Raw genomic sequence first — 19,603 nt, 5'->3', positions numbered from 1 at the left:
AACGGCCGGAGGCTACGACTTTGTGACGGCCGTCACGCGGCCCGATCGGAGGGTGCTGCGCCGAACGGCCGGTCGGCTGCGCCGAACGGCGCGACCGACCAGCCGACTGGTGAACGGCTCAGAGGCCGGCGAGGTGGGAGGTGTCGTTGACGGTGCGGACGGCGACGCCGCCGTCGGGCCACATGTCGAGCACCGAGATCCCGGCCGCGTCCAGGAAGAGTCGGTGCAGGAACCCGTCGCCGGCGGCGAGGGCGTCGCGCAGCACCAGCTTGATCGGCGAGACGTGCGAGACGAGCACCACGGTCTCCCCGGGGTACGCGGTGAGCAGCCCCGCCACGACGCGCTGGGCGCGTTCGGCGACGTGGGTGAACGACTCCCCGCCCGGCGGGGCGACCCGGGGTGAGGCGAGCCAGGCGTCCATCTCCCCCGGCCACCCCTCGCGTACCTCGGCGAAGGTGCGCCCCTCCCACTGGCCGAAGTCGCACTCGATCAGGTCGTCCTCGGTACGCACCGGCACGTCACCGAGCGCGGCGGCGATCGCCGCCGCGGTGGCCGTACACCGGGACAGCGGTGAGCTGAGCACGGCCGCGACGGTCGGGGCCAGCGCGGCCACCCTCGTGGCGGTTTCGCGGACCTGGGCCCGGCCCTTCTCGGACAGCGGCACGTCGCCGCGCCCGGAGTAGCGGCGCTGCTCGGTGTACTCGGTCTCGCCGTGCCGGACCAGGATCAGCCGGGTGGCGGTGAAGGTCGGCCGGGGCTCCCAGGACGCCGGGGCGGTCGCCGGGTCACTGCCGACCGCTGGGGCGGTCGCCGGGTCACTGCCGACCGCCGGGGCGGCGGCGCCGGTCGACGTGGGTCGGCCGGCGGCGGCGTCCATGGCGGCGTTGGCGAGCGCGTCGGCGTGCCGGTTCTGGTCCCGGGGAATCCAGGCGAACCGGACCGCGGCGAAGCGGCCGACCAGCCCGGCCGCCTGGGCGGCGAGGGGTCGCAGGCCGGGGTGCTTGATCTGCCACCGGCCGCACATCTGCTCGACCACCAGCTTGGAGTCCATCCGGACGTCCACCTCGCTGGCGCCCACCTCGGCGGCGGCGGTCAGCCCGGCGATCAACCCCTGGTACTCGGCGACGTTGTTGGTCGCCGTGCCGAGCGACTCGGAGCGCTCGGCGAGCACCTCGCCGGTCTCCGGGTCACGGACCACCGCGCCGTAGCCGGCGGGGCCGGGATTGCCCCGGGACCCGCCGTCGGCCTCGACGGTGACGACGCGCGGCGCCACGACCTACAGACCCGACTCGTTGGTGCGGACCATGATCCGTCGGCAGTCCTCGCAGCGGACCACGTCGTCCGGGGCGGCCCCGCGGATCCGGGCCAGGTCGGCGCCGGACAGCTCCAACCGGCACCCGCCGCAGCGCCCGGCGGTGAGCAGCGCGGCGCCCAGCCCGGTGTCCTCGCGGATCTTGTCGTAGAGCTTGACCAGGTCGGCAGGAAGGTCGGCGGCGAGCGGCTGACGGGCCCCGCGCTTGAACTCCTCCTCCTTGGCGATCTCGGCCATCGCCTCGTCGCGGCGCTGCTCGGTGGCGGCCCGCTTGTCGCGGGCGTCGGCCAACCGCTGCTCCACCCCGTCGAGGACGCCCTGCGCGGTCTCCCGCTGCTCCATCAGCTCCAGCTCGGCGTCCTCCAGGTCGCTCTGCCGCCGGTTCAGCGAGACCAGCTCGTGCTGGAGCGCCTCCAACTCGCGGGCCGGACCGGTGCCGGCGGCCAGCCGGTTCTCGTCCTTCTCCTTACGGGCCCGGACCTGCTCGACGTCCTTCTCCATCCGGGCGATGTCCCGGTCCAGGTCGTCGACGGCCACCTGGGCGCGGACCCGCTCGTCCTCCAACGCCGACAACTCCCGGGCCAGCGCCTCCAACTCGGCCCGCTCGGGCAGCGACCGCCGACGGTGGGCGAGCTGGGCGAGGTTGGTGTCGATCGCCTGGAGGTCGAGCAGGCGGCGCTGCACCTGAGGGTCAGCCTTCACGGTCGGGGCTCCTTGTCGTCCACAACGGGTGCGGCGGCGTGCACTGTCCACGGGTCGGTATCCAGGTCGGACACCAGCGTCTCGACGCCCGGCGCCTCCCGGAGGAGGGCGGCCAGGTCGTCCAGCCACGGTCGTTCGGTCGCCCAGTGGGCGGCGTCGAGCAGGGCGGGACCATCGGCGGCGAGGTGCTCGCCGGCCGGGTGGTGCCGCAGGTCGGCGGTGAGGAAGGCGTCCACCCCGGCGGCGGTCGCGGCGCCGAGGAAACCGTCCCCCGACCCGCCGCTGACGGCGAGGGTACGAACCATACGCCGGGGATCGCCCGCAGCGCGAACTCCCCAGGACGTGACGGGAAGCACGGCGGCGGCGTGCCGGGTCAGCTCGGCGAGGGTCATCGGCTGGGGCAGCTCGCCGACCCGGCCGAAGCCCCGGTCGTCGCCGTGGGCGGGCGAGCCGGGCGCGGGACGCGCCAGCGGGCGCAGCCCGGTCAGCCCGAACCGGGCGGCGAGGGCGTCGGAGACGCCGGGGGCGGCCACGTCGGCGTTGGTATGCGCCGCGTAGAGCGCCACACCGGCCCGGATCAGGTCGTGGATGATCCGCCCCTTGAAGGTCGTCGGAGCGACCGACGAGACGCCACGCAGCAGCAGAGGGTGGTGCGAGACGATCATGTCCACGTCGGCGGCCAGCGCCTCGGCGACCGTCTCGGGCACCACGTCGACCACACAGAGCACCCGGCGCACCGGCGCGGACGGCTCGCCGAGCACCAGGCCCACCCGGTCCCACTCCTCGGCCCAGGCCGCCGGGAAACGCCGTTCCAGCTCGGCCACCACGTCGGCCACCGTGGGCGCGGATCCGCTTGTGCTCACGGCGGGCCAGCTTACCGGCGCGAGGGCCCTCGGGCGGTGACGCCCGCCCGGCCGCGTCGACCCGAAGCGCCGGGCCGCGTTTCCCGAGGCGGTCGTCCGGGCCTGCCGGTCCTGGTGAGCCTAGGCGGCGTTCGCGGCGACGGTGTGCAACGCCGCCAGGGGCTTCGCCCACGGGAAGGCGGACAGGTGCTGCTCCCCCGTGCCCGGCGGGTGCAACGCGACGACGTGATCACCGAAGAGCACCGTGACACCCCACTCGGCCAGCCGCGCCACCCCGGCCCGGAACGCCGGGTGGGCGGCCATCGCCACGTTGGTGTACGGCACCGCCACGATCGGGATGCCCTTGCCCTGCGCCTCGACCAGCAGGCCGAGCGCGAGGGTGTCGGCGATGCCCGCCGCCCACTTGTTGACCGTGTTGACGGTGGCCGGGCAGACGATCATGGCGTCGGCGGGCGGCAGCACGTCCGGGTCACCCGGATTCTTGTAGTGCGTCCGCACCGGATGGCCGGTCTGCCGGGCCAGTGCCGACTGGTCGACGAACTTCGCGCCGTCCGGCGTGGTGACCACGCAGACGTCCCAACCATCCTGTTGGGCGAGGTCGACCAGGAGGCCGACGTGCCGTGCCAGCGGTGAGCCGCAGGCGATGACGTAGAGCACCTCACGGTGCCCGCTGGTGCGCGGTGAACCGGCCATCAGACCGGCTCCGCGCTCATACCCCTACTCCCATGTGCTCAGCCAACTCCGCTACCGGAGAAGGCGGCGCACCACGTGTGCGACGAAGGATGTCCGACATCACCTCGTGCGCGATCGGCCGGCAGCGGATCTCCGACGGGGCGAGCCGGTCGCCGAGCAGCAGCATCTCGCCGGCGTTGGCCACGTCGCCCATCTGGGCGTAGCCACGGGCGATGTCGAGCAGGTGGTGGGCGCGGCGTTCGGGCAGCAGGGCGTTGAAGGCGGGCTCCGCGATGCGGAGCCGGTGCACCTCCACGGCCCGACCACCGTCGCCCAACTCGACGGCGGCGGCGGCCCGGTGCAACTCGACATTGGTCGGACCGAAGGACGTCCAGTAGTGGTTGTGGTCGCCGCCGAGCAGGGTGGCGGCCTCCTGCGCACAGTTGATGAGGTCGTCGACGCTCGCCGTGTCGCCGATCCGCGAGGCGGCCATCGCACCCTGGAGCAGCAGCATCCCGTAGACGGAGAGCCGGGCCGGGGAGACATCGTTGCCGCCACCCGGGGCCAGCCGGTTGGCGATCTGGACGTTCAGCTCCAACGCGGGCCGGGCCCGACCCATCGCGACCAGCGCGTTGCAGACCCGGGTGGTGGCGATCCCGGCCAGCAGCGGGTCGTCGGCCCGCTGGGCCACCGCCATCGACCGGTCGGCGGCCAGCCAGGCGAGCTCGCACTCGCCGAGTTTACGCAGCACCGACGAGGCGATCTGGTAGACCTGCCCGAGCAGGTGCGCCGCCTCGACGCCCCGGTCCCCGCCGTACGCGGCGTCGGCCGCCTGGGCGTCGCGCAGCAGCTTGGGCAGCGCCCGGGTGAGCATCCCGTAGCGGCCGTACTGGTAGGTGAGCCAGGCGTGGTTGACGGCCTTGCGCATGTCGTCCAGCGGCGGCGGCGAGGGCGCCGCGTCGAAGTAGGCGCTCATCGAGTCGTAACGCTCCAGCGCCGCCCGGATCTCCTGCACCTCGATCTGGTCGATGCAGTTCAACGCGTCGGTGCGGCGCTCCGGGTCCTTGCCCATGAGGAGTTGGACGTCCACCTGGAGGATGTCGGCGATCTCGTAGAGGACGGAGAACTTATCCAACCGGCGGACGCCGCGTTCGACCTTGTCCACCCAGCTCTTCGACTTGCCCAGCCGGTCCGCGAAGACCTGCTGCGACATCTTGCGCCGTCCGCGCCAGTAGGCGACCCGCCGTCCTATGGGTAGCTCGTCCATCTCCCCATCCTCCCCTGCGCGACGACCGATCGAGTCGAAGCGATGTCCCCGGGCGCGGCGGCCTTCATTCACTTTCACGTTTCCGCTGGTCGCACACGATGTACGTCAGCCGGACAGCCAGTCCTCGTACTTTTCGTGCAAGTTGCACGAGCCGTTCGTCAACCTCAACGATCGTGGGTTACGGCAGTGACGGTGCTCGACATGGGACCTGGCGAACGCCGGGCCCGAGGAGGGGAGATGGCACACATGTGGGGGAATGTCGGACCGCGCGTCGTCGAACTGTCGCCGCTGGAACGCGTCCGGCTGCGCCGGGTCGCCATGCGGTACGCCGCACACGGCTGGCAGGTCACCCCGGGGGCCTGTCTGGCCCGCAGTCGCTTCGTCTGCGGCCGGGCCGGCTGTCCCACGGTGGGCTGCCACCCCGCCCTGGAGAACTGGGAACTGGCCGCCAGCGCCGACCCGGCCCGGGTGGCGACCTGGTGGCGCAGCCGCCCGCACGGGGTGCTGCTGCCCACCGGCCGGGCCTTCGACGTGTTGGAGGTGCCCACCCACCTCGGACGGCTCGTGCTCGACGCGGTGCGGATCCACCCGGCCGGCACCGGCGTACGCGGACCGGTGCTGGCCACGCCCACCGGGCGGTGGATGTTCCTGGTCCGCCCCGGCGACCCGCTGCGGCCGGAGTTGGAGCACTGCTTCCACGTGGTCCGGCACGGACCGGGCTCGTGGATCCCCGCACCACCCACCCGGCTGCCCGAGGGGACGGTCCGCTGGGCGGTCGCCCCCGAGCAGGCCCGCTGGCGACTTCCGGATTCGTACCTCGTGCAGAACACGTTGATCGGGGCGCTACGCGCCACCGGGGTGACGCTCACCCCCGACCTGGTGCCCGGTCACCTGCCGCTGCCCCGACGAGGAATGTGAAGAAGACGCCCCGTCCGACGATCCATCCGGTGACCGACAGCGTCGCCGGGGCGCGGGTCCTCGTTGACAGGGGGACGGCGCGAGCGCGCGCCACGATCGGGGGAGACATGTCCACGAACGACAGAGCGTCCCATCCGGGCGGCACCGAACCGCCCCGACGCGGCCACCGACGACACGGCTGGGCCGGCACCCGACCGTCCGGCTCGCGCCCCGGCCGCCCCCGCCCCACCGGTTCCCGCCCGGCCGGCACCCACCGCCCGATCCGCTAGTCGGTCAGCGGGATGTCGGCGGAGTAGTAGTGGCGGGCGTCGTCGGTGACGACGGCGTGGGTGTGGTCGTCCAGGCGATCCAGCCAGCCGCGACCGGCGGTTCCCATGGCCAGGGCGGCGGTGGCGTACGCGTCGGCAACCCCGAGGTCGGTGCCGACGACGGTCACCGAGCGAAGCCCGCCGGCCGGCGCGCCCCGGCGCGGGTCCAGCACGTGCCGACCCCGCTCGTAGACCCCGGAGGTGGCCACGGCCAGATCGGTCCCGGTGAGCACCAGGCAGGTCGCCATCGCGTCCCACGGGTGCCGGATGCCGATCCGCCACGGCTCCCCGGAGGGCGACATCCCGCGTACGCGCACGTCGCCGCCGGCGTTCACGCAGTGGTTCGCGGCACCGGCGGCGAGCAGCCGGTCCGAGGCGACCTGCGCTGCCCAGCCCTTCACGAAACCGGACGGGTCGAGCCGCCCGGTGGCGTACGCGTCGAAGAACCCGTCGGTGACGCCCCACAGGTCGGCGCAGGTCTCCAGCACGAACCGCAGGTCCGCCGACGCCTCGGAGAGCAGCACCTCACCCCGGTCGAAGCGGCACACCTCGCTGTCCGGCTGGTACGTGCTGAAGCGGGCGTCCACCTCGCGCATCCAGGCGAAGACGTCGTCCGCCAGCTCACCCGCCCGTGCCGGTGGCAGGTCGTCGGCGAGGTCCACCGTGATCGCCGTACCCATGATCTGCTCGACCCGGCAGAGACCCGGTCGGGTCAGCGCGGTCGACACGTCAGAACGCCTGCTCGATGGCGGACCGCAGCGACTGCTTGTAGGAGTTGCTGGTCTCGGTGGCACCGGAGACGGTGTTGAGGTTGGCGTTCTGCTTCCGCACCACCTCCCCGCCGGTGCCGTCGTACGCGTTGCTGACGTCGCTGCTGTGGATGTCGGATTCGCCGCCGCTGGGCAGCGATAACGCGACGGCCTCGACGATCCGGTTGCCGGAGACCACGATCTGCACCTGCACGTACCCGTACTCGTTGTCGAAGCCGGCTCCGGTGACCCGGCGGTTGGTCGACTGGGGTGGCTTGGTGGTGCGTGGCGCGCTCGGGGCCTTGGTGGTCTTGGTGGCCGACGGGCGGGCGGTGGTCTTGCCGGGCTTGGGCGACACCGGCGCGTCGGCGCTCCTGGACGGCGTCGCCGCGCCGTCCGCCGGGTCGGTGCCCGGCGCGTTCGGGTCGGCGCCCGGGTCGACGACCTGCCCGGTGGGGTCGACCGGTTGGACGGTCGGCAGGTTCTGGGCGACCTGGTTGGTGGCCGGGGAGCCCTTGAAGACGACCAGCGCGGTGGTGCTGGCGGCCAGGCCGGTGATCGCGAGGAACGCGCGACGCATGGGGGTGCCCTTCCTACAGCTCGAACGTGGCCAGGTGGATCTGCCGCCGGGGCACACCGGCACGGCGCAGCGCGCGCACCGACTGTTCCACCAGCCCGGGTGGCCCGCACAGGTAGACGTCGCGCCGGGCCACGTCGGGCACCAGCTGACGCAACCCGTCCGGGCTGATCAGCTGGCGGGGGCCGGGGTCGTCGCGGGAGCCGATGACGTACCAGACGGAGGTGTCCCGTTCCTGGGCCAGCCAGTCCAGCTCCCGGCTGAGCAGCACGTCGGCCGGGGTGCGGGCCCGGTAGATCAGGGCGGCGCCCGGGGGCAGTTCCTCCAACATGGCCCGGATCGGCGTGATGCCGCTGCCGCCGGCGATCAGCAGGGCCCGCTCCCGGACCCGGTGCGCGGCGGTGAAGGTGCCCGACGGGCCCTGCGCCCAGACCCGGGTGCCCTGCTCCAGGTCGCGCAGGTCCGCGGTGTGCGCGCCGACGACCTTGACGGTGAGCCGCAGCCAGCGACCGTTCGCGGCGGCGGAGACGGAGAACGGGTGCGACTGCCACCAGCAACCTCGGGTGAGGAAGCGCCAGCGGAAGTACTGGCCACCGAGCATCGTCAGCCGACCGAGGCGCTCACCGGTGAGGTAGATGGAGATGGTGTCCGGGCTCTCCGCGACCACGTCGGCGACCCGCAGCTTGTACCGCAGGTTGAACGCCAGTGGCGCGATCACCCGCCCCCAGAGCAGGGCGGCGACCACCAGCAGGTAGAGCGCGATCCAGCCGGTACGCACCGGACCGGGCTTGTACAACTGGGCGCCGTGGGTGAACTGGTGGCCGAAGCCGAGCAGCAGGACCAGGTAGCTGGACAGGTGCAGCGCGTGCCACAGCTCGTAGGGCAACGCCCGCCGGATCGCCCGGACACTGCTGAAGCCGACCAGCATCATGATGCCGGTGGCGACGAACGCCGAGACCATGTCCTCGTAGTCGCCGAGCAGCGTGCCGACCTCGGCGATTATCGACTGGTTCCGCAGGTCCGCGTAGCCGACGAGGATCAGCGACAGGTGCGCCAGCACGGCGACCAGCAGCGTCGCCCCGACGTCGCGGTGCCAGCGGGCCATCTGCTCGCCGCCGATCCAGCGTTCCAGCACGGGCAGCCGGCTCATCATCAGCACCTGCACCAGCAGCAGGTAGCCGGCGATCAGGCCGGTGATCCGGCCCGCCGCCGTGACGGTGGCCGCGGTGCTGCGCAACGAACCGGCGGGGGTGCCCAACCACCACGGCAGCACACTGGCGACCAGGCCGACCAGGAGCAGCACGCCCAGCAGCCGTCGGCCGCCGGGTCCGCGCCGGTCCGGGATCTGCGGGGGTACGGGGGCAGCCGACCGGCCGCCGTGCCGGGACGAGGTCCCGGTACGACGGCCGGCGGCGTGGGTGTGCGGGTACGTCACGCGTACAGCTTCATCGGGGCGTACTTCTGGCGGGGGAAGACCTTCTGGACCTCGGCGTTGGTGAGCCCGAACCGGCCCTGTGCCACCGCGCCGTAGACGTTGAACATGTTGTTGTACTCCGGCACGTCACCGGAGTCCAGCTTGTCCAGCCCGTTCCAGGTGCCCAGCAGGGAGCCGGCCAGCTTCTTGCCGGAGAGCACCGTGACCACGCCACCGTGCCCGTGGTCGGTGCCGCCGGTGTTGGAGCCGACCCGGCGGCCGAACTCGCTGGACACCATGATCGTCACGTCGGCGGCCTGCGGACCGAGGTCGGTGAAGAAGGCCGCCATGGCCTTGGCCAGTTCGTTCAACCGGCGGTGCAGTTGGCCACCCGCACTGGTGCCCTGGTTCTCGTGGGTGTCGTAGCCACCCATGCCGACCGTGGCGACCCGGACGTTGGCGCCACCCTTGATCAGCTGGGCGAGCTGCTTGAACGCGTTCCCGACGCCCTCGTACGTGACGCCCTCGACCGGCTCGTACGGCTTGGCGGCGAGCTTCTGGGCGGTGGCCAGCGCGCCCATGCCCTCCTGCACGGCCTCCTCGACCGGGTGGTTGATCCCGGTGAAGAGCCCCTTGATGGCCTTCTCGGTGGCCGCCCGGTACTTCTCGTCGCCGTTGAGCCGCAACGATCCGACGCTGTTCAGCGACAACGCGCCGTTGTTGCCGACCAGCGAGCGGGGCAGCGTGCTGCCGATGCCGACGCTGCGGAACGCGGTGCCCTTGCCCAGGTTGTCGACCAGACCGTCCAGCCAGCCCCGACCACCGGTCTCGTTGGGCAGTCCGCCCAGGTTGCAGGCGTCCGCGGCCTGGAAGTGGCTGCGCGACAGCCGCTCGTCCGAGACGCCCGGGATGAAGCCGAGCTGGCCGGCGGTGAGCCACTTCTCCAGCGGCTTGAACGCGCTGGTCAGCTTGAACCCGCGGCCCAGGGCCAACGAGTCGTTGCCGAGCAGCAGGTCGGGGCGGGCCTTGCTGAGCACCGGGTCGTTGTCCGGTGCGACCAGGCTCAGCCCGTCCAGCCCGCCGTAGAGGAAGACGTGGATCAGGGTGCCGGTCTTGGTCGCCGCGAACGACGCCGACGTGGTGACGAACTGGGCCGTGGCCAGGGCGGTGGCGGTGGCCGCGGCACCCGCGACGAAGGTCCGCCGGGTGACGCCGCGACCGTCCTGCTGGGCCTCCTCCAGGTTCTCGAGAGTGCGGTAGCGGTCCAGCTCGGCGGCGTTCTCGGCGGCGACGATGTCCGCCTCCGCGCGCAGCATCGCCTCGGCCGGGTTGTCGGCCAGCCGCCGCACGTCGGGGCATTCGGGGTGCAGGGGGAAAGAGTTGTACACAGTCTTCTCCATCGGGTGCCTCACCGGAGGTGGTGCTGGGGGGAAGCGAGGATCGCCCGCGCGACGGCGGTGATGGCCCCGTTGAACGTGGCGTCGACCTTGGCGGTGGCCGCGACGCCGGCGACACCGAGGATCAGGTTCTTCTCCCGGGTGCTCAGCTTCTGGCCCACCAGGCGCATCGAGAGCGCGTCCACGTACGCCCCGGCGGTGGCCGGCGGCTTGGCGACCAGCTTCTCCGGCGCCGTGTACGTGAAGGTGGTGCGGTAGCCGGCGAGGATCTCGCCCGCCTCGTTCCAGCCGTTGACCATGGTGCCGGCCGACGTCCAGGCGACGTAGACGTCCGGGTAGCCGTCCGGGGTGGGGTGTCCCATCGGGAACTGGCCCAACTCGCGCAGCTTGTCGTGGATCTGCCGCAGGCCCCGCGCGTACGGGGTGCGCTTGTTGTCGCCGTTGTTGTGCTTCGGCGACGCCTCCGGCGAGACGCCCAGGGTGCGGTACGTGGCGACCAGGTACTCCATCGGGCGGCGCACCTTCTGGCCCACGGCGGCCCAGAACTCGGTGGAGCAGAACATCGCCATCAGCACCGGCTTGATCAGGCCGTTGTTGGAGGTGTAGACCTTGGCCAGCCGGTCCACCAGGGACTTCGGCGGAGTGTCCGAGACGAACCGGGTCGCCAGGCTCTGCGCCACGTACTTGGCCGTCGACGGGTGCAGCGCGATGTAGGTGATGTACGCGTCGATCGCCGCGTCGGCCTTCTTCGGGTCCGACGAGTTGTTCGCGTGGGTGAAGCCGAGGATCTTCACCTTGCCGACGTAGTGCTGCTCGGGCCTGAAGACGTACTTGCCGTCCTTGTCGATGCCACGGCCGGTCTGCAGCATGGCGGCCTGGCGGACGTCCGGCTCCTTGTAGCCGCCGTCGACGCCGACCGAGTACAGCTCGAGGTTCTCCCGGGCGAGGTTCTCGTTGATCGCGTCCTTGCGGGAGTCCTTCTGGTTCAGGTAGATCAGCAGCGCGGGGTGCTTGTTCGCCGCGATCAGCATCTCCGGGTAGCTGCCCAGCGCGTGCTTACGCACGACGTCCTGGTCGAACGAGTTGCGGTAGACCTCGCCACCGTCGAAGTCGGCCGCCACGTGCAGGAAGTCGTTCCAGAAGTCGACCATCACCTCGAAGAGTTGGCGCTTCGACCAGATCTGCCGGGCGATGGTCGCGTCGACCATCTCCCGCTCCGGCTGGGCGCCCTGCTCGTTGAGCTGGTCCCGCTGGGTCCGCAACTGCTGCACGCTGAGCTTCTGGGTGGGCAGCTCGGCGAGCTTCAGCTCGGCCTTGCTCGGCGCGATCTTGTCCGGGTCCAACTGGGCGCGGACCCAGGCGTCGATGCCCTGCTTCTTGATGTCGGCGACGACCTCGGGGGTGGGCCCGAAGGTGGCCCGGCGGGCCAGGTGCAGGATCGGGTCCTTGGCCAGCACCGTCTTCACCGTCACCTCGGTCGCCGCGGCGGCGGCGGCCGGGCCGGAGAGGATCCGTCCACCGGCCGGCGCGTTCTTCTTCAGCGCCTCACCGGCCCGGGAGCCCATGTAGCTCTCGTTCTGCTCGGTGTAGGTACGCACCGTGCTGGGCTGCTGGCCACTGGGCCGTGCGGCGGTGCCGTCGGTGACCGTGCTGCCGGTGGCGTCACCGGCCACCTCGTCACCGAAGATGCCGCGGAGCTGCGGGGTCATGGCGAGCGCCGCGCCACCGGCGACGACGGCGGCGGTGCCGCCGAGGGCCACCATCGCCTTGCGCCGGCCGACCCTGGGGCCCGACTCGTCGTCGTCCAGAGTGGGCAGTCCGGTGCCGGGCCGCGCCGCTACCTGGTGACCGAGCCCTTCCGGGCCGACCCACTGCGGCCCGCGCGGGGCGGGCTGCCCGGCGTACGCGTAACCCTCGCCGTACTGCTCACGGGGGTCGGCCGGTGCGGGGTAGCCGCCCTGGTAGGGGTGGGGCGAGTCGTACCCGTAGGGCGCGGACGCGTTGGGGTCGCCGTAGCCGTCCGCGTTGTGGTGCTGGCGTCCGTCCCAACCGCGGTCGTCCCGCGGTTGACGTGGTGGCACATTCTGGTCGGCCATGTACCAATCCCGATTTCTGATGAGCGCCGGAAGCTGCGACCGGGCAGGTGCGGCAGGTGCGGCGACTGTTGCCTGAGGGGAGTTGCTACGGCAAGGTAACCAAGCCCCCGGGGCCCTTCAAGGTGGGCCGAACACCCTCCCGAGGGCACTTAAGACAGCGTTCAGTGCGGCTTCTGCGCCGGTCGGCGGGGCGGGGACGGGCGCAGACCTTCTCAGCAGGGCGGACGTGCGGCGGCCGGGTACGGACCGGACCACACCGCCGTACGCGCCACTTTCCGCGTCGTTCACGACCACAGACAAACTTAAGGTTCAGGTAAGCCGGACATGAGGTGACCTCACGATGGTCTGCGCGCTCGACGTCACCGGGCCTCGCGAGGAGGAAAAGTAGCTGCAGCAGGCGAGCGTGAGCCGGCACCACAGCGGGTATGCCGCCGAACCGCTGAACGCGTGAGGGGAAGGCAGCGCCATGCTCAGCAAAGAGGATCAGCGCAGGTTCGACCAGATCACCCGTCAGCTCCGGGAGAGCGACCCGGCATTCTTCAAGCGGCTGGACCACCGGGTCCGGGCCCGCAGGGGCCGCTACCTGATGTTGTTGACCATCGTGCTGTGGGCGTCGCTGCCGGCGATAGCCGTGTTCGCCGGTCGGCTGACCGGTGCGATCTGCGCGGTGGTGCTGGTGGCGAACGCGGCCATCATGTGGCGGTTCCGCCGCCGCTGGACGTGACGGCTCACCTGCCGTCCGGGCCGAACGCCCGGTACGCGCGGCGCAACCGTTCGAGCATTCCGGGGCCCCCGATGGCGGGTGCCGGCGCGCCGAGCTGGCGGAGCAGCAGGTCGGGGGCGGTCACCAGTCGAGGCGGCTGGTCCGGCAACGGCACCGGCGGCAGCCAGAACCGGTCCACCGCCTCCGGTAGCGGAGTCGTCGACAGTCCGACGAGCGCGCGGGCCGCGCCGACCGGCGCCACGGTCGACGGGCCACCGTCCGATTCGGACGGTGGGTCCACCGCCTCGGGCAGCGCGACGGCGCCGGTGGCCTGCACCCGCCGGGCGCGCAGCTCGTCCAGCAGCTCCGCACGGGACCGACCACGCCAGTGCAGCAACTCGAACGGGTCCGCGTCGAACGCCTCGGCCAGCAGGTAGAACGTCGCCGCCAGGTGTTTGCACGGGACGGCGAAGTCGGGGCAGTTGCAGCGTTGGGTCAGCTCGTCCACAGCGGCCGGGAACAGCGGCGCCCCGGCGGCGCCGAACAACTCCTCCAGCTCGTCGGGGAGGTCTCCGGCGAGCAGTCGGGCGCTGAAGAACGCCTGCCCGGCCAACTCCTCCTCGATCCGGGACCAGAGCGCGGCCGGGAACGGCCGCAGTGCGATGGACACCTGGTACGGCTTCGGGCGGGAGCCCTGCACCACGGCGCTGACCCGGCCGGGTGCGATGTCGAGCGTCAGCACCTGGCCGGCACGTGCGTAGGAACGACCTCGGGTCAACCGGGTGCCCAGCGCGAACGACTCCAGCACCTCCAGGAAACGCCGGGACCACCAGGAGCGCCCGATGGCACCCCGCGCGCTGCGCGCCCGCAGACCCCCGTCGACGCGGCGGGGGCGCCCGTAGTCGGCGAACCGGTCGGTGCCGGGCTCGCTCACTCCACCACCGCCCCGGCCTCCAGGGCGAACAACTCCCGCAACTGGCCGGTGGACAGCTCGGTGATCCACTGCTCGCCGGTGCCCACGACCCGCTCGGCGAGGGCGCGCTTGTCGTTGATCATCGCGGCGACCTTCTCCTCCACGGTGCCCGCGCAGACGAACTTGCGGACCTGCACCCGACGGCGCTGCCCGATCCGGAACGCCCGGTCGGTGGCCTGGTCCTCCACCGCCGGGTTCCACCACCGGTCCACGTGCACCACGTGGTTGGCCGCGGTCAAGGTGAGGCCGGTGCCGCCGGCCTTCAGGGAGAGGACGAACAGCGCCGGGCCCTCCGCCGACTGGAAACGCTGCACCATGGCGTCCCGCTCGGCCTTCCCGAGCCCGCCGTGCAGGAACAGCACCTCCCGGCCGAACCGAGCCGACAGGTGACCGCGCAACATCGCGCCGAACTCGGCGTACTGGGTGAACAGCAGCGCCTTCTCCCCCGCCGCAAGCACCTCCTCCAGGATCTCGGTCAGCCGGGCCAGCTTGCCGGAGCGCCCCTCCAACGCCGAACCGTCGCGCAGCAACTGGGCCGGGTGGTTGCAGACCTGCTTGAGCCGGGTCATGGTGGCCAGCACCAGACCGCGTCGCTCGATGCCGTCGCTGCTCTCGATCCGGGCGAGCATGTCGTCGACCACCACCCGGTAGAGCGCTGCCTGCTCGGCGGTGAGGTTGCAGAGCACCTCCATCTCCAACTTCTCCGGCAGGTCCGAGATGATCGACGAGTCGGTCTTGAGTCGACGCAACACGAACGGGCCGGTGATCCGGCGCAGCCGCTCGGCCGCCTCGGCGTCGCCGTTGCGTTCGATCGGCTCGGCGAACCTCTTACGGAACGTCGCCGCCGGCCCGAGCAGGCCCGGGTTGACGAACTGCATGATCGACCAGAGGTCGGCGAGCCGGTTCTCCACCGGCGTACCGGTCACCGCCACCCGCTGCCGCGCGGGCAACGCACGGACCGCCTCGGCCTGCCGGGTCGACGCGTTCTTGATCGCCTGCGCCTCGTCCACGACCACCCGGTGCCAGTCGATGCCGGCCAAGTCGGCGGCGTCGCGGGCGGCCACCGAGTAGGTGGTGAGGACCAGGTCCGCGCCGTGCGCGGCCGCGGTGAACTCCGCCCCCCGCGCCCGCTCCGCCCCATGGTGTACGTGCACCCGCAGCGTCGGCGTGAACCGGGCCGCCTCCCGCTGCCAGTTGCCGACCAGCGACATCGGACAGACCAGCAGGGTCGGCCCGGCGTCCGGTGGGTCCCCGGCGAGCAACGCGAGCAGCTGCACCGTCTTGCCCAACCCCATGTCGTCGGCGAGCACGCCGCCCAACCCGAGCGAGCGCAGGAACGCCAACCACGCCAAACCCCGCTGCTGGTACGGCCGCAGCGTCCCCTGGAAGCTCGGCGGCGGCTCCAGCGGGGTGAGCCGCCGCTCGACCGCACCGGCGAGCAGGTCACCCAGCGCCCCGTCGGCGGTCACCTCCAACACCGGTAGCGCGCCGGTGGCCTCGCCGTCGGCCAGCCCGAGGCGGAGCAGGTCGGCGACCGTCAACTCACCGGAGGACCGGAGCAGGCGCAGACCGGCGGCGAGCCGCCCCGGGTCCAGCTCCACCCACCGGCCACGCAACCGCACCAGCGGGGTCTTCAGCTCGGCCAACTCCGCCAACTCCTCGGCGGACAGCGGCTGGTCGCCGAGGGCGATCTCCCAGCGGTAGTCCACCAGGGCGTCCAGGCCGACACCGGCGTCGGCGCCACTCACCGTGCCGGGCGCGGTACGGCTGCGGGCGCGCAGGCGGGCGCCGAGCCGCGCCGACGGGCGCTGCCACCAGGACGGCAGCAGCACCCCGAACCCGGCCGCGTGCAGCACCGGTGCGCCCTCGCTGAGGAACCGGTGCGCCCCCTCGACGTCGAGCTGCATCACCTCCGGAGCGGCGGTACGCAGTGCCGCGTCCAGGTCCGGCCAGAGCCGACTGGCCCGCCCCAACTCGGCGAGCAGTGTCTCCTGCGGGTTGCCCGTACGCCCGGTCAGGCCGCCGAGGGTCTGCGGTGCCCGCCAGACCTGGCCGGCGTCGACGTGCAGGCCGGGCTCGTCGGCCGCCTGCAACCCGAACTCCAACCGCCACCGCGCAGCGCCGGAGGACTCGACCGATGCCGGCACGATGTCTCCCGGTGCCGGGCGGGTGGCCAGGATCGGCTCGGTGACCTCGTCCGGAGCCGGCTCCACCAGCCGGAAACTGGCCCGCACCGGGCCGCCGGCGGCGTCCCGCTGCCAGACGTTCAGCTCGTCGCGGAGGGTGGCCAACGCCGTGGCGTCGACTGTGAAATCTCGCTGCGGACCGGTGAGCGCCGCCAGCCAGGCCGGTGCCGGACCACCCGGCCGCAGCCCCCGGGACAGCGTGGTGGTCGCCAGCGCGGCCCGCGCGGCGGCGTCGGTCAGCGCGTCGAGCGCATCCGCTACCACCTCGGCCGCCGTCAGCTCACGCCCGCCCGCACCACCGGCCACCCTGGCAGCGCCGGGCAGGTCGACGGCGGCGGGGCCCGTGGCAGCCGGGCTCGCGGTGGTCGGGGTGGAGGGCAGAGCGGGGGCGGGGTGCGGCGGGGCGGCGGCGACGTCGGGCCGCACGACGGCGGCCCGGGCGGCGGGTGGTAGGGCCAGCGCCAACGATCGCGCCCACGCGGCGTCGGTGCCGGTCAGCAGCGGACGCCAGACCGCCCGCGCCGACACCTGCGCGGCACCGCCCGACGAAGCCCCTGCCGCCGGGATGCTCGCGGACGGGACAGGCGGCGCGGTGGTGCTCGGCGGCGAGACGGTCGCCGGGGTAGGGCTCGCCGACGTCGCGCTGACGCCGGGCAGGACGCGGCCACGGGTCACCAGGTCGGCGGCGAAGTCTGCCAGCTCGGCGAGGTGACGCAGGGTTGCCCCGGGCACCGCCGGGAGGTCGTCCAGGGCGCGTAGCAGCGACAGCGCGTCGTCTGGGGCGTACACCAGGACGGGAACGCGCCACCCGGCGAGGGTGAGCCGCCCGCGGGTCGCGGGTGCGACGGTGGCCCGGATCAGTTCGGGTGAGTCGGTCGGCGCGCCCGCCCGGGTGGGCAGGGTGAGCAGCGCGGTGTCCGGCCGGGTCGGCTCGGCGGCGTCGGCGAGGACGGCGGCCAGGTCAACGTGCCCGGCGGCGAACGGGTGTGGGCGGTCCCGGGCTGGTCGGCCCGAGCGCGGAGCGGGAATCGGGGCGGTGCTGTCCTCGGCCCACACGGCGAGGCTGCCGGTCGAGCCGTCGCCGGGCGACCACAGCCCGTGGATGACCAGCACCTACTCCCCCTCGTCGCCGCCCGCGCCCCAGAATAGGCGGCCCGCCGGGTCCTGCGTCCGCAGCCACCGCCGAACCGGCTCGCCGTACGGCGCGCACCGGCATCGTGGCGGACCCGCTTGCGTGATCGACACGACTTCGCCGATATCGCGGTATCCACGTCGGTCGGACACCCCGACATCAGCGAACTCGTGTTGATCTTGGCCACGCGAGGCGCGCGAGGCCCACGCGAGGCGCGCGAGGCGCCCGAGACGCGCGAGGCGCGCGAGGCGCGCGAGGCCCACGCGAGGCGCGCGAGGCCCACGCGAGGCCCGCGACGGCCGGGGGTCAGATCGCGCCGCACTCGCCGTCGGTCAGCTCGCGCAGGATGTCGGCGTGACCCGCGTGGCGGGCCGTTTCCTCGATCATGTGCACCAGGATCCAGCGCAGCGACACCTGACCGAGCTGCGGGTGCGGCACCACGTGGTCGAGGTCGAAGCTCGCGGCGACGGCCCGGGATCGGGCGCAGGCCCGCTCGTACGCCTCGACGAGCGCGGCGACGGTCTCCTGCTCGCCGAGGACGAAGCTGGCCACCGCGTCCTCTTCCGAGGTCAGGTAGACGTCGCCGGGCTCGGGCGCCAGCAGGGTCGGGAACCAGTTCCGCTCGACCAGGGTCAGGTGCTTGACCAGCCCGGCGAGCGTGGTGGCCGAGGGCACCAACCGACGGCCGGCGTCGGCGTCGGACAGACCGCGCAGCTTGCGCAGCAGCACCCCACGGTGTAAGTCGAGGAATGATTCCAGCACGGCACGCTCGTCGCCGGTGCGGGCGAGCACCGGACCGAGCGACGGATCGATCGTCTGCTCCATCCGCCGACCCTAGCCACGAAGCGGCTCCCCCGCTGCCCCGCTATCCGCTGCGGACCGGCGGCACGGCGGGCAGGATGGGCGCATGGCTTCATCCGTGCAGATCCTGCTCGTCGGCGGCACGGCGGACGGGCAGACCATCACCGTCGAGCTGGACAGCAACGGCCGCCCGCCGCTGACCCATCACCACGTCGGCGCGGGTGGGCTCGCCGACGCGCAGATCTACGAGTTGGAGACCGCTCGGGAGGAGGCCCGCGAGTGGCGCTACCGGTGGACCGGCCCGGCGGTCTGACCGCGTCGACTCAGACCCGGGTGAGGGTCTGGCTGCGCAGGCTCTCCAACACGCCCCGGGTGACCTCCGAGGTGCCCCTTGCCTGATCGCACACCTCGGCCACCCGTCGCGCGGTGCCCTCGGCGCGTTGCTCCCGCTCGTCCCACAGCCGGTCGACCTCGGCCAGCAGCGGCCCCTCAACCTCCCGCTCCACGCCGCGCAGGGCCGGCACGCCGAGCCGTTGGGCCAGGTCGAAGACCTTGCCGGCGTACGGCAGGGGCAGGAACGGTGTGCCGACCATCGCCGCGAAGATCAGGAAGTGCAGGCGCATGCCCACGGCGAGGTCGAAGTGGCGCATCAGCCCGAGGATCTGCTGCGGCGAGTAGGTGCCGTGCAGGATCCGACCCCGGTCGGCGGCGACCATGTGCGACAGCACCCCGTGGGCGTGCCGGATGTCGTCGCGTTCCATGGGTACGAACAGCACGTACGCGTCGATCCGGTGCACCAGGAAGTCGCCGATCTGGGCGAGCAGCCGGTGGTAACCGTCCACGTCCAGCCGTTCGGCGGCCCGTCCCGGTTCCCGCACGCTGATCCCCACCAGCCGCTGGCCGACCGGAATCCCCTCCTCGGCCAGCAGGTGGGCCGGGAACTCCTCCGGTTGCAGGAGGAACGCCGGGTCCGCGGTGACGGTGATCGGGTTGAGTAGCCCGGCCTCCTCCAGCACCATCCGGGACTCCTGGTCCCGCACTGTCACCTGGACCGCGCTGGACAGCGTCTCCCGGACCATGCCGGTGTCCACCGCCTCGCCCAGCGGCCCGACCCCCACCGCGTACGTGATCAGTGGCAGGCCCCGCTCCTGGGCGACCCGGACCACCCGCAGGTAGCGGCGGGCCTCCCGGTCGTAGAGGATGCCTCCCCCGCCCAGGATGAGCAGGTCGAGCTGGGCGAGGACCAGCGCGGAGTCGGTACGGCTGACGCCCTCCCAGGGCACCGCCTCGACGTCCGGATGGGCGGCCCGGGTGTGCTCCGGGTTACGGGAGAAGACGATGATCCGGGCGTTGGGTTCCTGCGTGCGCAGGTCGGTGAGCAGGCCGGTCAGGATCGCCTCGTCGCCGAGGTTTCGCCCGCCGTACGAGCCGAGCACACCGATGGTCAGTCCGCCGCCGTGCGTCATCCGTCGCTCCTCCCCAGGTGCGGTCCGCGCCGGTTTCCCGCTGGGCAGGTGAACAGTCCTGCCGGAG

At 72.6% G+C, this 19,603-nt stretch carries 17 protein-coding genes; 3 read left to right on the top strand and 14 right to left on the bottom strand.

Going from position 1 to position 19,603, the window contains the following annotated elements; all coding sequences use genetic code 11:
- Positions 1–118: 118 nt before the first annotated feature.
- The 5 genes from O7617_RS20190 to O7617_RS20170 all read right to left on the bottom strand — a co-directional run bounded on the left by O7617_RS20190 (position 119) and on the right by O7617_RS20170 (position 4,816).
- The gene (locus tag O7617_RS20190) at positions 119–1,273 is read right to left on the bottom strand and encodes a bifunctional RNase H/acid phosphatase (RefSeq protein ID WP_282257382.1); all 1,155 of its coding nucleotides are present in this window, start codon (positions 1,271–1,273) and stop codon (positions 119–121) included.
- 3 nt (positions 1,274–1,276) lie between these two features.
- A complete protein-coding gene (locus O7617_RS20185; protein ID WP_282257380.1) occupies positions 1,277–2,014 on the bottom strand; it encodes a C4-type zinc ribbon domain-containing protein in 738 nt (245 codons plus the stop codon).
- Positions 2,011–2,841 carry a Nif3-like dinuclear metal center hexameric protein gene (locus O7617_RS20180; protein WP_282264807.1) on the bottom strand — a complete coding sequence of 277 codons (831 nt, stop codon included), beginning with the start codon at positions 2,839–2,841 and terminating at the stop codon, positions 2,011–2,013. Before O7617_RS20180 ends, O7617_RS20185 begins: the two co-directional genes overlap by 4 nt.
- A 156-nt stretch (positions 2,842–2,997) precedes the next feature.
- The gene (locus O7617_RS20175) at positions 2,998–3,570 is read right to left on the bottom strand and encodes a flavoprotein (protein ID WP_282257379.1); all 573 of its coding nucleotides are present in this window, start codon (positions 3,568–3,570) and stop codon (positions 2,998–3,000) included.
- 16 nt (positions 3,571–3,586) lie between these two features.
- Positions 3,587–4,816: a helix-turn-helix domain-containing protein gene (locus O7617_RS20170; protein WP_282257378.1), complete on the bottom strand. Its 1,230-nt coding sequence runs from the start codon at positions 4,814–4,816 to the stop codon at positions 3,587–3,589.
- Positions 4,817–5,053: 237 nt separating this feature from the next.
- On the opposite strand from O7617_RS20170, the gene O7617_RS20165 reads away from it, so the two are divergent.
- Complete coding sequence (locus tag O7617_RS20165) at positions 5,054–5,734, top strand: bifunctional DNA primase/polymerase (protein ID WP_282257376.1); 681 nt, start codon at positions 5,054–5,056, stop codon at positions 5,732–5,734.
- A 265-nt stretch (positions 5,735–5,999) separates the two neighbouring features.
- Here the strand turns inward: O7617_RS20165 and O7617_RS20160 are convergent, their stop codons facing one another.
- From O7617_RS20160 to O7617_RS20140, 5 genes are read right to left on the bottom strand one after another with little or no spacing between them, the layout of a single operon-like run.
- Positions 6,000–6,722 (bottom strand): FAD:protein FMN transferase, encoded by a 723-nt coding sequence (locus tag O7617_RS20160; protein WP_282264806.1) that lies wholly within the window; start codon positions 6,720–6,722, stop codon positions 6,000–6,002.
- Between the two features lie 49 nt (positions 6,723–6,771).
- The gene (locus O7617_RS20155) at positions 6,772–7,371 is read right to left on the bottom strand and encodes an FMN-binding protein (RefSeq protein ID WP_282257374.1); all 600 of its coding nucleotides are present in this window, start codon (positions 7,369–7,371) and stop codon (positions 6,772–6,774) included.
- A 13-nt stretch (positions 7,372–7,384) separates the two neighbouring features.
- Positions 7,385–8,803 carry a ferredoxin reductase family protein gene (locus O7617_RS20150; protein ID WP_282257372.1) on the bottom strand — a complete coding sequence of 473 codons (1,419 nt, stop codon included), beginning with the start codon at positions 8,801–8,803 and terminating at the stop codon, positions 7,385–7,387.
- Entirely contained in the window at positions 8,800–10,182 is a 1,383-nt protein-coding gene (locus tag O7617_RS20145; protein WP_282257369.1) for a DUF1501 domain-containing protein, read from the bottom strand. Before O7617_RS20145 ends, O7617_RS20150 begins: the two co-directional genes overlap by 4 nt.
- Before the next feature lie 8 nt (positions 10,183–10,190).
- Positions 10,191–12,275 (bottom strand): DUF1800 family protein, encoded by a 2,085-nt coding sequence (locus tag O7617_RS20140; protein ID WP_282257367.1) that lies wholly within the window; start codon positions 12,273–12,275, stop codon positions 10,191–10,193.
- A 466-nt stretch (positions 12,276–12,741) separates the two neighbouring features.
- Between O7617_RS20140 and O7617_RS20135 the strand changes: the two genes are divergently transcribed.
- On the top strand, positions 12,742–12,999 hold the full coding sequence (locus tag O7617_RS20135) for a DUF3040 domain-containing protein (protein ID WP_088988248.1): 258 nt from the start codon (positions 12,742–12,744) through the stop codon (positions 12,997–12,999).
- Positions 13,000–13,003: 4 nt separating this feature from the next.
- Here O7617_RS20135 and O7617_RS20130 read toward each other — a convergent pair whose 3' ends face one another.
- From O7617_RS20130 to O7617_RS20120, 3 genes are all read right to left on the bottom strand, one after another.
- On the bottom strand, positions 13,004–13,912 hold the full coding sequence (locus O7617_RS20130) for an SWIM zinc finger family protein (RefSeq protein WP_282257366.1): 909 nt from the start codon (positions 13,910–13,912) through the stop codon (positions 13,004–13,006).
- Positions 13,909–17,250: a DEAD/DEAH box helicase gene (locus O7617_RS20125; protein WP_282257365.1), complete on the bottom strand. Its 3,342-nt coding sequence runs from the start codon at positions 17,248–17,250 to the stop codon at positions 13,909–13,911. Before O7617_RS20125 ends, O7617_RS20130 begins: the two co-directional genes overlap by 4 nt.
- A gap of 325 nt (positions 17,251–17,575) precedes the next feature.
- A complete protein-coding gene (locus O7617_RS20120; protein ID WP_282257363.1) occupies positions 17,576–18,094 on the bottom strand; it encodes a DinB family protein in 519 nt (172 codons plus the stop codon).
- 82 nt (positions 18,095–18,176) lie between these two features.
- On the opposite strand from O7617_RS20120, the gene O7617_RS20115 reads away from it, so the two are divergent.
- Positions 18,177–18,383, top strand: coding sequence for a hypothetical protein (locus O7617_RS20115; protein ID WP_282257362.1), 207 nt, complete (start codon positions 18,177–18,179; stop codon positions 18,381–18,383).
- 10 nt (positions 18,384–18,393) lie between these two features.
- On the opposite strand, the gene O7617_RS20110 is transcribed toward O7617_RS20115, so the two are convergent.
- On the bottom strand, positions 18,394–19,536 hold the full coding sequence (locus tag O7617_RS20110; RefSeq protein ID WP_282257360.1) for a polysaccharide pyruvyl transferase family protein: 1,143 nt from the start codon (positions 19,534–19,536) through the stop codon (positions 18,394–18,396).
- Positions 19,537–19,603 lie beyond the last annotated feature (67 nt).

It is taken from the genome of Micromonospora sp. WMMD1155 (assembly GCF_029581275.1).
Taxonomy (GTDB): Bacteria; Actinomycetota; Actinomycetes; order Mycobacteriales; family Micromonosporaceae; genus Micromonospora.
This window is presented reverse-complemented; position numbering and strand designations above follow the sequence as displayed.

Excerpts from the sequence above, each read along its gene's own strand:
- O7617_RS20175 (WP_282257379.1), bottom strand. The coding sequence starts at position 3,570 with ATGGCCGGTTCACCGCGCACCAGCGGGCACCGTGAGGTGCTCTACGTC.
- O7617_RS20170 (WP_282257378.1), bottom strand. The coding sequence starts at position 4,816 with ATGGACGAGCTACCCATAGGACGGCGGGTCGCCTACTGGCGCGGACGG.
- O7617_RS20165 (WP_282257376.1), top strand. The coding sequence starts at position 5,054 with ATGGCACACATGTGGGGGAATGTCGGACCGCGCGTCGTCGAACTGTCG.
- O7617_RS20160 (WP_282264806.1), bottom strand. The coding sequence starts at position 6,722 with ATGGGTACGGCGATCACGGTGGACCTCGCCGACGACCTGCCACCGGCA.
- O7617_RS20155 (WP_282257374.1), bottom strand. The coding sequence starts at position 7,371 with ATGCGTCGCGCGTTCCTCGCGATCACCGGCCTGGCCGCCAGCACCACC.
- O7617_RS20145 (WP_282257369.1), bottom strand. The coding sequence starts at position 10,182 with ATGGAGAAGACTGTGTACAACTCTTTCCCCCTGCACCCCGAATGCCCC.
- O7617_RS20140 (WP_282257367.1), bottom strand. The coding sequence starts at position 12,275 with ATGGCCGACCAGAATGTGCCACCACGTCAACCGCGGGACGACCGCGGT.
- O7617_RS20135 (WP_088988248.1), top strand. The coding sequence starts at position 12,742 with ATGCTCAGCAAAGAGGATCAGCGCAGGTTCGACCAGATCACCCGTCAG.
- O7617_RS20120 (WP_282257363.1), bottom strand. The coding sequence starts at position 18,094 with ATGGAGCAGACGATCGATCCGTCGCTCGGTCCGGTGCTCGCCCGCACC.
- O7617_RS20115 (WP_282257362.1), top strand. The coding sequence starts at position 18,177 with ATGGCTTCATCCGTGCAGATCCTGCTCGTCGGCGGCACGGCGGACGGG.
- O7617_RS20110 (WP_282257360.1), bottom strand. The coding sequence starts at position 19,536 with ATGACGCACGGCGGCGGACTGACCATCGGTGTGCTCGGCTCGTACGGC.